This is a genomic window from Lachnospiraceae bacterium KGMB03038 (genome assembly GCA_007361935.1).
Lineage (GTDB): Bacteria > Bacillota > Clostridia > Lachnospirales > Lachnospiraceae > Massilistercora.
In genome coordinates this window covers 546,447-558,528 of the sequence record CP041667.1, presented here as the reverse complement: position 1 = coordinate 558,528, position 12,082 = coordinate 546,447, and the positions used below count along the sequence as shown (strand labels likewise).

Annotated in this window: 9 protein-coding genes and 1 pseudogene; 1 reads left to right on the top strand and 9 read right to left on the bottom strand. The window is 48.6% G+C overall.

Annotation, left to right across the window (positions count from 1 at the left end):
* The 6 genes and pseudogenes from FND36_02650 to FND36_02625 form a co-directional block, all read right to left on the bottom strand.
* Positions 1-1,005 (bottom strand): lipoate--protein ligase, encoded by a 1,005-nt coding sequence (locus FND36_02650; protein ID QDW73042.1) that lies wholly within the window; start codon positions 1,003-1,005, stop codon positions 1-3.
* Complete coding sequence (locus FND36_02645; GenBank protein ID QDW73041.1) at positions 995-2,545, bottom strand: carbohydrate kinase; 1,551 nt, start codon at positions 2,543-2,545, stop codon at positions 995-997. The genes FND36_02650 and FND36_02645 overlap by 11 nt, the downstream gene beginning before the upstream one ends.
* Before the next feature lie 14 nt (positions 2,546-2,559).
* On the bottom strand, positions 2,560-3,942 hold the full coding sequence (lpdA, locus tag FND36_02640; GenBank protein ID QDW73040.1) for a dihydrolipoyl dehydrogenase: 1,383 nt from the start codon (positions 3,940-3,942) through the stop codon (positions 2,560-2,562).
* Between the two features lie 30 nt (positions 3,943-3,972).
* Entirely contained in the window at positions 3,973-5,244 is a 1,272-nt protein-coding gene (locus FND36_02635; GenBank protein QDW73039.1) for a 2-oxo acid dehydrogenase subunit E2, read from the bottom strand.
* Between the two features lie 18 nt (positions 5,245-5,262).
* Positions 5,263-6,177, bottom strand: a complete 915-nt coding sequence (locus tag FND36_02630) for a hypothetical protein (protein QDW73038.1) — start codon at positions 6,175-6,177, stop codon at positions 5,263-5,265.
* A gap of 12 nt (positions 6,178-6,189) precedes the next feature.
* A pseudogene (locus tag FND36_02625) lies at positions 6,190-8,186 on the bottom strand (dehydrogenase).
* 216 nt (positions 8,187-8,402) lie between these two features.
* Here FND36_02625 and FND36_02620 point away from each other — a divergent pair.
* Positions 8,403-9,197, top strand: coding sequence for a DeoR/GlpR transcriptional regulator (locus FND36_02620; protein QDW73037.1), 795 nt, complete (start codon positions 8,403-8,405; stop codon positions 9,195-9,197).
* Between the two features lie 18 nt (positions 9,198-9,215).
* Here the strand turns inward: FND36_02620 and FND36_02615 are convergent, their stop codons facing one another.
* From FND36_02615 to FND36_02605, 3 genes are all read right to left on the bottom strand, one after another.
* Complete coding sequence (locus FND36_02615) at positions 9,216-9,884, bottom strand: histidine phosphatase family protein (protein QDW73036.1); 669 nt, start codon at positions 9,882-9,884, stop codon at positions 9,216-9,218.
* A gap of 23 nt (positions 9,885-9,907) precedes the next feature.
* Positions 9,908-10,786 carry a hypothetical protein gene (locus tag FND36_02610; GenBank protein QDW73035.1) on the bottom strand — a complete coding sequence of 293 codons (879 nt, stop codon included), beginning with the start codon at positions 10,784-10,786 and terminating at the stop codon, positions 9,908-9,910.
* 104 nt (positions 10,787-10,890) lie between these two features.
* Entirely contained in the window at positions 10,891-11,937 is a 1,047-nt protein-coding gene (locus tag FND36_02605) for an NAD(P)-dependent alcohol dehydrogenase (protein QDW73034.1), read from the bottom strand.
* Positions 11,938-12,082: the final 145 nt, after the last annotated feature.

Here is a 12,082-nt window from a genome sequence, read left to right as displayed (position 1 = left end):
TTATTCCTCCGCACAGCATATCGTCTTTGCCACTTCCCCGATGCTGACTGTCCCGAAATATTCTTCTATACTGAGTCCGGCAAGAATCCTTTCCACGTCTTTATAACGGTATCGGCACTCTTCCAGCTTCCCGGCCACTTCTGAAGCCGGACGCAGAGCCATAAAATCCCCAAACATTTGGCATGTTTCGATTCTGCCTTTATTAATGTTTAAGTAGACTTCCACCGTCCCGCCTGGAAACTTTCTATAATTATGGGCGGAATACTTGATCGGAAGTCCGTAATTCCATTCCCAGGTCTCGTATTTTTCTCTCTTCAGTTTCTCTATCTCCTGCTTATCCCTTTGATCGAGCTCCAGTTCTACCCAGCTTCCCTCTCCCAAAAGATGCTGAGCCAGCCGTTCTTTAAACTCTTCTATTGAAGTATCTTCCGTTAAGAAATCTCGGATGTTGGCTACTCTTCCCCGTACAGATTTCACCGCTTTGGACGAAAACTTATCCGCTCGTACATTCAGACTCTTTGATACTTTGCTCAGATCGGATTCAAACAAAAGACAGCCGTGGTGCAGGATTCTTTCTTCATAAATCCTCTGCGCCGTTCCAGACACTTTCTTTCCCTCTATCATAATATCATTTCGTCCGCTAAAAGAGGCATGCACTCCAAAGCTTTCCAGTGTGTCAATGACAGGATAGGCCAGTTCGCTCATTGTAGGAGGGCTTCCGTCCTTGTCATAGTCTGTGATCAAAGAATAATTCAGATTTCCCAGGTCGTGGTAGACGGCTCCCCCTCCAGTAGTCCGCCTTACCACCTTAATCCCATGCTCTTTGACATAGCCTTGATTGATCTCTTCAATCGTATTTTGGTGTCTCCCGACCACGATCGTTTGATCGTTCTGCCAGAGCAGCCCAATCGTTCCTTCCCTGTGATTCAAGAGCAGATATTCTTCCAGAGCAAGATTATAATAAGGATCGGTACAGTCATTTATCAAAAGATACTTATGCTTCATACTTTTTCGCCGCGTGATACAAGTCCGCAAAGTCGTCCTTTAAATGTTCATACAGCCGGTGATAAATCTGGAAATACTCCATATACCGTTTATGGTTTTCCTCATCCGGTTCCATATAATCAATATAGTTTACCTTTTCTTTGGCAATGGTAAAGTCCTGGAAAACCCCGGCGGATACTCCCGCCAAGATCGCATCGCCGTAGGGCGCTCCTACCCGGTTCTCCACAAACGCGGTAGGCACATTGAAGACATCTGTAATAATCCGGCGCCACAGCTTACTTTTCGCCCCGCCTTCATTCAAAATGATCGGCGCGTTGGCTTTGATCCCCTTCTCCAGCATCAGACGGTAGTTATCATACAGAGCATAGGCTACCCCTTCCATGAACGCCCGGATCAGATGGCCTTTCGTGTGATGCATGGACAAGCCAAACACCGTTCCTCTTGCATAAGCATCCCACAAAACCGTCCGCTCGCCCGCAAGGTAAGGCAGTACGATCAGCCCTTCGCTTCCCGCCGGAATCTTTTCCGCCTCTTTATTCATAATATCATACACATCCATGCCGTCCATTAATTTCGCTGTGGCATTTTCCATCTGGCAGAAATTATCCCGCAGATATCTGAGCACCTGTCCTCCCGTCAGAACTACCGCAATCGAAATAAAGTCGTTGCAGGAGTTCGTGGTATAAGCATCATTACATACCAGATCAATAAACTCTTTGCTGTCATTGACTACTCCCATGACCCCGCAGGTTCCAAGATTGATCTGTACATCTCCCGGCGTGATCGCGCCGCCGCCCACAAATCCAGCATTGCAGTCCACCTGTCCCGCACATACGGGTATCCCTGGCACCAACCCCAGTTCTTTGGCCGCTTTCTCTGTCACTGTCCCTATCACCGCTTCACAGGGATAGAGATCCGGCATAAGATCCATATCAATCCCGATTTTGTCCATCAGTTCCTGGTTAAACTCTTTTTTCCGGATATCATAGGCTACACCCCAGAATCCGCCGTGGGAATAGCTCATAGCTGCCACCCCTGTCATCCTAAGGCGTACAAACCCATCTATCGTAAGGGTTTTCCAGATTCTCTTATAATCCTCCGGCCGGTTCTCTTTCTCCCACATAATGTTGACCATCGTAGGATAATCCTCGATCCGATTGCCGTTGATCTGGAAGATCTCGTCCACGCCAACATTCTCCCGCAGCCATTCTACTTGATCCACCGCCCGGCGGTCCATCAGGTTATACGCCCGATTGATAGGATTACAAGCCTTATCCACCATCACGAGGCAAGGCTGGGCTGAAGAAATGCCGATTCCACGAATCTCTTCCGGCGAGACTCCCGATTTCTTGAGACAGTCCCGTATGGTTTCACAGGCCAGGGTCCAGTAGTTCTCCGCATCATGTTCTGACCAGGACGGTTTATCCACGTATATCGGATATTCTTGGAAAGAATAGGCCAGCACATCTGCATTTTCATCGATAATACAGGCCTTTCCTCCTCCCGTCCCATAATCCAGTCCAATTAAATAATTTCCCATAGACGTCTCCTCCTTTACTTCTTTACGCTTCCATGCACACTTAGCCCAAAGCAATCCAGTGCCGCCTCTTTTACCATCTCAGACAGCGACGGATGGGCTACGATCAAGTTCCCCCACTCCTCAAGTGTCAGTTCTTTCTTTACAGCCAGAGACGCAAACGAGATCAGTTCCGGAGCGCCTTCCCCTATAATCTGTACGCCGATGGTCTTCTTCTGCCTTTTATCCATCAGGACCCGCACCAGGCCTTCCGCCCCTTCTGCAAGAGCCATGCCGTTTCCCACATAGGAAAACTCTCCCGCTGCCGTCTCGATTCCTTGTTCCTTTGCCTTCTCATCACTCATACCAACGGCCGCAAAAGCCGGCATTGTATAGATGCATCTTGGCATAACAGCCAAGTCTGCCTCCCCTTCCTTCCCAAGAATATGGGCTACTGCCGCCTCTCCTTCCGCATAGGCCGCATGTGCAAGCTGATAACCACCTGCCACATCTCCGATCGCGTACACATTGGGAAGGTTCGTCTGCATATGACAGTCCGTTTTGATTTCTTTTTTCTCCGTCAATTCCAACCCCAGAGCCTCGGCGTCGATACCGGTAAGTCTTGGTTTTCTCCCAGTCGCCATCAAGACGATATCCGCCTGCGCTTCCCCGGATTCCTCTCCTCCATATACTACCTGGTATCCATCTGCCGCCTTCCGGATCTCCTTTACTCCAGTTCCGCAGAATATTTGGATCCCTCTCTTTTTCAACTCTTTGGTCAGATAAGATACGGCTTTCTTGTCCTCCGCCGGAAAGAGTTCTGGAAGCACTTCGATCACCGTCACTTCCGCGCCAAAGGAATGAAACGCGCTGGCAAGTTCCATCCCGATCACGCCTCCGCCGATCACCGTCAGTTTCTTAGGTATCTTGGAAAGAGCAAGCGCCTCTGTACTGGTAATGGCGTACTCTGCTCCTGGAATTGGGATCTGGCTGCTCTGGGATCCGGTCGCGATAATGATATGCTTTCCCTCATAAACCTCACCATCGCATTCCACCTGGCCAGGCTGTCTGAAAACAGCGTTTTTGCGTACCACATCTACCCGATTGGCTTTCAGAAGATATTCCACGCCTCCCACCAGTTTTTTGACCACTGCCGACCGGCCTTCTTGAATCTTTTGAAAGCTGTAGTATCCGGCTTCTTCTAAGATCCGCTTTCCAGCCAGACTTCGGATCTTCTCCAAAGCCGCCGCTTTATCCAGCAGATATTTCGTCGGAATACATCCCACATTCAGGCAGGTGCCTCCGATAGCCTCCCCTTCAAACAGAAGAACTTTCTGCCCTTCTTTCGCGGCCGATATAGCGGCAGAATATCCTCCCGGTCCGCCTCCGATCACGATTATGTCATAGTCTTTCTTGCTCACCTTCTACGCCTCCTATATATTTTCTTCCGCCTACAACAGCGCAAGGGCAGGATTTTCGATAACCTTCTTAAGTTCCGCTAAGAATTCCGCGCCGTAGGCTCCGTCAATGACTCTGTGGTCAAAACTTCCTGTGATCTTCATCACCGGGACCGGTCTCCACTGTCCCTGCTCGAATACCGGCTTCTCTTCCATAGCTCCCACAGCCAGGATACATACTTCCGGAGGATTGATGATTGCGTTAAACTCTGTAATCGGGTACATGCCCAGATTTGACAGGGTGATCGTACCGCCGGACATATCCTCCGGCATGAGCTTCCCTTCCCTTGCCTTTTTAATATTTATTCTATTTTCGGCAGAAATCGCCTCAATTCCTTTTCCATTAACCTGTTTTACTACCGGCACTACAAGACCGGCTTCCACAGAAACAGCAAGACCAATGTTCACATCTTTGTGGAGGATGATCGCCTCTTCTGTATAAGATGCATTCAAATAAGGATATCTGCGGATCGCCGCTTCCATACATTTGAACAGAATATCATTATAGGAGATCTTTCCTTCTTTACGCGCTTCATTTATCGTTTTGCGGAAAGCAATACACCGTTCCATATTCACTTCTACTGCCGCTTGGAAAGCAGGGATATTCTGAGCGCTCTCCGTCATTCTTCTGGCGATCACCTTACGCATGTTGGTAAGCGGAATTTTCTCATCCGCATTTCCAGCATCTGGCGGCGCTATTTTTTCTGCCCGCTCCAGGTAAGCCTGCACATCCTGGCGTTTTAAGATTGATTTCCCGGCATATTCAGCCACATCTTTTAAGGAAACCTTTTCCTCTCTCGCCAACTTTTTGGCATTCGGCATAGCTTTGATATCTCCCAGCGCTTCTTTCCCTCCTGCGGTATTCTCCTCCGTTCCAGCCTCATATCTGATTGGAGCGGATAGATCTATCGGTTGATATTCATCTTCCTGTCTGCCTGCGCTGATCTTCTGTTCTGGCAGTTCTTGCTTATCCTCTGCGGACTGTGTTGTCCCAGCGTTTAGCCTTCTTTCCACTTCCGGCAGATCGCTTTCTTCTCCGATATAGGCGATCACATCCCCCGCAGAAGCCTCGTCTCCTTCTTCAGCAAGAATTGCCAGGACTGTTCCCTTGGCAAAGCTTTCTACCGTCAATGTCGCTTTATCTGTTTCAATCTCCAGAAGAGCATCGCCGCGCTTTACTTTGTCTCCCTTTTTCACCAGCCAAGCGCCGATCACAGAGGTATCTGTCGTCTGGCCGCCTGCCGGCATTGTAATCTCTTTTAACATAAACCGCCACCTGCTCTCTTAAAATGCTTTATTTTCTCCGTTCAAAGCCCGAATCGTCTCTTCTACATAACGGATCACTGCTTCCTGTTCCTGAACAATAATATCTCGGTCCGCACCTCTTCCCAGAACATCGTTAGGATCCATCTTATCCACATCGTGTTCCGCCAGATAAGCCTTCATGGTATTTAATACAGCCCTCTTCAGGCCCGTTCCGAAGTTCACTTTGCAAACGCCCATGGAAGCTGCTTTTGACAAATCCTCTTTTGCAATACTTGTGCCTCCGTGAAGAACAAGGGGAATATTGATCTTCTCGGCAAGTGTTTGCAGCGCCTCATAGTTGATCGTCACCATACCGTCTTCTTTCAGATGACAATTTCCAACAGCCACCGCCACTGTATCAATTCCTGTTTCTTCTACAAATTGGCCGCAAAGCTCTGGGTCTGTGTCTTCCCCCTCATGCAGTTCGCCAGTAGCAGAATTAAACAGAGGCAGTTCGCCCACTTCTCCTTCTACGGCAACGCCGTGCTTATGAGCCTCTGCCGCGATTCGCTTCTGAATCTGTGTCAACTCCTGAAGCGGCAAAGCTTCTGAGGCAAAAACTGGAGCAAACATCACCATATCAAATCCACACTGTGCCGCCTGAAGAACCATATTCTCATCATCCGCCTCATTGAGAAGAAGGGCTACCGGAACGGAAGCTTCCTCGGCGATCTGGGCCAGCATTGCCTGGTACACCGTCAAGCTTTCCTTATATTTCCTTTTTGGTTCTCCAATATAAGTTCCGCACACACCGATCATAACCGGGGACCTCATATTTTCCGCCGCCCGCACTACCGCCAGGGTGGATTCTAAATTCCAGCTTTCAAAATACCCCACCGCGTATTTGTTTTCTTTTGCGTGTTTCATTAATTCTTTCACAGATATTCTGCTCATGGTCTTCTCTCCTTAAAATTTTGCTAATTCTCTTGCCGCTTCCGTAATTCTCTCTGTAGATGGGATCACAAAATTCTCCATTGGTGATGCAAAGGGAATCGGCGTGTCATATGCCGCCACGATCTTCACCGGCGCATCCAGATCAAAAATATTGTGCTCCGCAAAATGGGCCGCCACCTGAGCCCCCCATCCTCCGGTATAGGTATCCTCATGCACGATCATTAACTTTCCGGTTTTTTTCACCGACTGCTCTACCGTTTCATAATCAAATGGAAGCAGGCTCCTGGGATCGATCACCTCGCAGCTTATGCCTTCTGCTTCTAAAATCTTCGCCGCTTCCTGAGCCCTGTAACTCATCAAAAGATTTGCCACAATGGTCACATCCGTTCCTTCTCTTCTGACTGCCGCTTTGCCAAATTCTATCGTGTAGTCTTCTTGCGGAACTTCTCCGGATGTCTTAATGGCATCTTTTTCTTTTCTGCTCCCTCCATAAAGAAGCTTATGTTCAAATACAAGCACAGGGTTATCATCCCGGATCGCTTGTTTCATCATCCCCTTGGCATCATAAGGAGTGGATGGGCTGATCACCTTAAGTCCCGGCACATGGATAAAATAGCTTTCCAAGCTCTGGGCGTGCTGCGCGCCTCGGTTAGTGGCCCCGCAGGGTGCCCGCATAACCATAGGAATATGTACTTTACCGCCGGACATATAGCACATCTTTGCCGCCTGGTTCACCAACTGGTCCATCATACAGAAGAGGAAGTCTCCATACTGCAGATCTGCCACAGGCCGCATCCCGGTCATCCCGGCTCCCACACAAACGCCGGAAATTAAGATTTCCGCAATCGGCGTATTAATGACCCGCTCCGGCCCAAACTCATCCAAAAGACCTTTGGTCACGGTAAAGGCTCCGCCCATACCGCCTTTGATATCCACGTCTTCTCCCAGGCAGAATACTGTCTCGTCCCGCCTCATTTCTTCCTGTATTGCCAGTTTTAACGCATCTGCGATCGACATTTCAGCCATTATGCTCTGCCTCCTTCCCAATAAACGTCTCTCAGCGCGGATTCCGGTTCTGGATCCGGGCTGTTCTGGGCGTACTCTACTTCCGTCTCGATTTCCGCTGTGATCTCTTCTTCAATTCTTGTCAGTTCCTCTTCTTTGATCACACCTTCTTCGATCAGGCGCTTTCGGAAGCTGTGTACTGGATCTCTGGAAAACCACTCTTCTTCCTCTTCCTTAGGACGGTATCCACAGGCATCGTTTCTGGAATGACCGCCGATCCGGTAGGTTTTGAGTTCCAGGATCGTAGGACCTTCTCCAGCTCTTGCTCTATGGATCGCTCTTGCGGCCGCCTCATTGACTGCCAAAACATCGTTTCCGTCTACCACTTCACTTGGAATCCCGTAAGCGCTTCCTCTGTCTGCCGCCACATTTTCCAGATTACAAGTCATCTTGATTGAAGTGGTTGCGGAATACAGATTATTCTCACACACATATACCACTGGCAGTTTCCATACCGCCGCCGCGTTCAATGCTTCATGGAACGATCCCTCATTGCTGGCGCCATCACCAAAGAAACAGACCGCCACGTTATCTGTCTTCATCATCTTACAGCGCAGCGCCACTCCTGCCGCAATAGGAAGGTTTCCTCCCACGATCGCGTTCGCGGTCACCGCGCCCACAGAAATATCTCCCGTGTGCATTGCTCCTCCTTTACCTTTGCAGCAGCCTTCCGCCTTTCCAAACATCTCACACATCATAGAACGCAAGGAAACTCCTTTTGCCAGATCATGTCCGGCAGGCCGGTGAGTCGTCAAAATATAATCTTCTTTCCTCAGATCATAGATCATGCCGACCGCACACGCCTCCTGGCCATGAGACTGGTGGATTGTTCCAGGCATGATCCCTTCCAGGAAAAGATAATAGATAGTTTCTTCATACTGACGGATCTGGTACATTTTCTTGTACATTCCCACCGCCCGTTCCTTCTCAGGCATTTTTATCATAGTCTTTTCTCCTTCCTGTTTGGGTCTTATAACTTATGTGTTAATTATAAAATGATAGAAGTTTTTATTTCAACATTTCAGGCACTCCATTATGTTTGAATAAAATCATTTTAAACTCTATTTTGTTCGAATTTTAACATTTTTAGCTTTTACATATTGCAATTACACAAAAAAAGTTATACCATATGATTACAAACGATCAGGAGGATATTCGATATGAAAAAAGCGCGCCATGCCAAAATCATAGAACTACTGGAAAACCGTATGGTCTGCACTCCCAAAGAACTGTCCGAAGAACTGGACTGCAGCGAAATGACCATCCGCAGAGACTTAAATGAATTAGAGGAAATGGGATTGATCCACCGGAAACACGGCTGTGCGTTTCTCGCCAAAAACGAAAAGCCAAATTACTTCCATGAGCAAATCGACGAACACCTTTACGAGAAAGAGGCTATTGCGAAGGCTGCCCTCCGCTTTGTACACCCATACAGCGTGATCTGTATCGACTCCGGAACCACCGCTCATACTCTTTCCCATTTTCTTCCAGATAATGTTCCTCTTTCTGTTATTACCTCCAATCTAATGACAGCAGTTGAATTATCTTCAAAGGAAAATATTCAGACATACGTGGTAGGCGGGCTTCTTTTCCATCGAACCAAATCCATCATGACTGATTCGGCGGACAGCCTGACACAGCACCCGGCCGATGTAGCCTTTATCTCCGCCCGCGCGTTCCGTATCCCCGGCGGCGCTTTTGAACACACTTATCCCTTGGTGGAAACAAAAAAAGCACTGGTCTCCATTGCTAAAAAGACCGTGCTTTTGATCGACCACACCAAATGCGAACATACATCCCTGTGTAATTCAATCCCGCTCAACCAGATCGACGTGATTATCACTGACGACCAGACTTCTCCAGAAATCATCAAAAAAGCCGCTGGACTTGGGAAAGAGGTTCTAGTGGTAAATCCACAGTCCTGCGAGATCGTCCACCACTATAACCGGAGCTGAGGACTGGCGCTACACGCTTCAGTCCTCTACATAATTCCGTCCGGCTACCAGAGCACTTCCTTTTTTATCTTCATCCGGCACAAAATGGTCATCACTCCAGGCCAGGATCTTTACATCATCATCTTCAGAGACTTCCACAACATTCAGAGCTCCATTTGCGATGGGCTTCACTTTCCACATATCGTTGATCGATCCTCCCTTAAAATGGATCATCAGAAGCGTCAGACAGATCATATGAGATGTGATCAAGATTGTCTTTCCACGATTCTCATTGACGATTCTGAAGAACGCCTCCACGATCCGGTCCGATACCTGCTGAAAAGTGTCGCCCCCTTCGATCCTGCATTCTTCCGGCCGGTTTCCCCAGAGTTCAATCTGGCCGGGCCATCTTTCTTCCACTTCTTTCCCGTCCAGGCCTTCCCATTTGCCGCAGCCGATCTCCCGAAGCCCTTCGTCCACCCGGATATCAAGGGGACGTTCTCCGCGGATGATCTCTCCAGTCTCATAAGCTCTCTTCATCGGGCTGGAATAAATCACATCAATCGGTGTATCCTTCAGCGCTTCTTTCGCATAACCCGCCTGCCTTCTTCCCTTTTCATTCAATGGCAGATCTACGCTTCCGAGAAATTTGCACAGCACATTCCACTCTGTCTCTCCATGGCGTACCATGATTACTTTTGTCTTCATGCAGGCACCTCCTTATTCCCTCTTTACTCCGATGTCTCCGTCTGCTCTTCCTGCAGCAGCTCTTCTTCCGCTTGTGTTTCCGCCTCTTCTTCAGCTTCTGAGGTTTCTTCCTCCTGCTCCTGCTCTTCTTCTTTGCTTGGCTCCACCACCTCGCAGCGATCTGCCAGCCATTCTTTCACTCTGTCCTGAAGAATCAACAATTCCATCTCTTCCTCAGGGATCGCTTCCAGAAGCAGATCCACATTCGTAAACATATATTCTTCCGCATATTCTTCTAAAGCCGTCTGCAGTTCCTCTTCTGTAGGCCGCAGCGCATGTTTTTCCGCGATCAGCTCGGCGATCAGTTCCTGCTTCACATTAGCCCGCGCCGCTTCTTCTACATCGTCTTCCGTCAGTCCAATGGCCTCCATATATTCATCATATTCCATGCCATATTCCGAGGCATAATTTTCATATTGTTCGATCCAGCTTTGCTTCACTTCTTCTACCCGGTCTTCCGGCCATTTTTCCACCGTTGTATTATCAATGACCTTCTCCCACACCCGAGTCTCCAGCGATTCCTTCGCACTTTCCGCTTTGGTCTCATCAATCTGCTTACGAATCTCTTTGCGGAAATCCTCCACATTGTCTGTTGTAGTGGAAAGCCCATCCCGTACAATCTCATCGGTGACCTCCGTATCTTCCGGCAGATCATTGTCGCGGATATACTGATCCATCATATAATCCAGCACTTGATCAATATCTTCTTCTGTTGTTTCTTCCTGAACAACATCCTCTACTTCAACCCCCACGTATTGTTTGATCGTCACATATTCATTTGAGAGCTCTCCCGCTCCCCCATAGCATCCCGTCAATGATGCGAGCAGCGCCGCTATGGTCACTGTCAGCAATACCTTTTTCATAAATATCTCTCCCTAAAATCAGTAATGGGAGCAGCTCCCACCACAGAAGCTGCCCCCTGTATAAAGTATGAGCGAATTCTCTCTTTATACCTTCTGCAATTGACTTATACCATCTTGATCACGGATTTCACAACGTCATCCTTATGGTTTAAACTGTAATCAATGGCTTCGATACAGTCTTTGAAATCAAACTCATGAGACACAATCTCTTTGACCGGAATCATACCGGAAGCAACTGCCGCAATGGCTTTTGGCCACAGATTCCGATAACGGTATACAGAATAGATCGTTCCTTCCATCGCGTTCAGAGTTGCGGTATCCAGCTCCAGGATCGGCTCCGGCGATACGCCTGTCAGCGTTACTTTTCCGCCCCTCTTGATCAGCTTGCAAGTCTGCAGCGTAGTAATCCGGTTGCCGGCGCACTCATATACCTGATCCACGCCGCCGCCCGGAAGAGTATGCGCAAATTCTACGATATCTTCTCTGGTACTGTTAAATACTCTGGTTGCGCCCAACTCTTTGGCTTTCTCCAGACGTTTATCCATCACGTCCGCCACATAGATCTCAGCAACACCGCGGGCTTTCAGGCTCAGCAGCGTGCACAATCCGATGCAGCCGCTTCCAAGAATGATCGCGGACTCCCCAACTCTTGCATCGGACAGCTCCGTTCCATGCATACCAACAGCCAGAGGCTCGATCAAAGCTCCTTCCAGGGTGCTCACATTCTCCGGAAGTTTGTAGCACATACTTGCATCATGCACACAGTATTCCGCGTTCACGCCGTCCCGTTCCCCCGGGATCGCCAGCATCTTAATATTTTTGCAAAGATTATAAAGACCTTTCCGGCACTCTTCGCAATGTCCGCAGGGTACGGCCGGTTCAATGGAAACTTTGTCGCCAATCTCAAATCCTTCTACTCCTTCTCCAATGGCGGATACCACGCCTCCCGGCTCATGCCCCAGGGCAAGAGGGCCATCCAGCTTCCAGTTCTGGAGCTGCCCCTCCTGATAGAAATGAAGGTCAGATCCACACACACCTACATACTCCAGCTTGATCTGAATCTCGCCTTTGCCTGGCTGTGGAATATCGCGCTCTACCCATTCCAGTTTCTTCTTACCCGTCAAAACGCATACTTTCATTTTTCCTTCCATGTTTTTTCTACCTCTTTTCTTTCTCTTTCTATAAATTTCCATGCGGCCGCTTATTCGTCTAGGATTCACCTAATCTCGACCACTATGTGCCCATTATATTGGGGGAAAACTCTTACTTTCAACATTCCGCGTCTGTGTTTCTGTT

What these genes read in the sequence shown, in the direction of transcription:
- FND36_02630 (QDW73038.1), bottom strand. Translation starts at nt 6,177, where the DNA reads ATGAGCAGAATATCTGTGAAAGAATTAATGAAACACGCAAAAGAAAAC.
- FND36_02620 (QDW73037.1), top strand. Translation starts at nt 8,403, where the DNA reads ATGAAAAAAGCGCGCCATGCCAAAATCATAGAACTACTGGAAAACCGT.
- FND36_02650 (QDW73042.1), bottom strand. Translation starts at nt 1,005, where the DNA reads ATGAAGCATAAGTATCTTTTGATAAATGACTGTACCGATCCTTATTAT.
- FND36_02610 (QDW73035.1), bottom strand. Translation starts at nt 10,786, where the DNA reads ATGAAAAAGGTATTGCTGACAGTGACCATAGCGGCGCTGCTCGCATCA.
- FND36_02635 (QDW73039.1), bottom strand. Translation starts at nt 5,244, where the DNA reads ATGTTAAAAGAGATTACAATGCCGGCAGGCGGCCAGACGACAGATACC.
- FND36_02645 (QDW73041.1), bottom strand. Translation starts at nt 2,545, where the DNA reads ATGGGAAATTATTTAATTGGACTGGATTATGGGACGGGAGGAGGAAAG.
- FND36_02615 (QDW73036.1), bottom strand. Translation starts at nt 9,884, where the DNA reads ATGAAGACAAAAGTAATCATGGTACGCCATGGAGAGACAGAGTGGAAT.
- FND36_02605 (QDW73034.1), bottom strand. Translation starts at nt 11,937, where the DNA reads ATGGAAGGAAAAATGAAAGTATGCGTTTTGACGGGTAAGAAGAAACTG.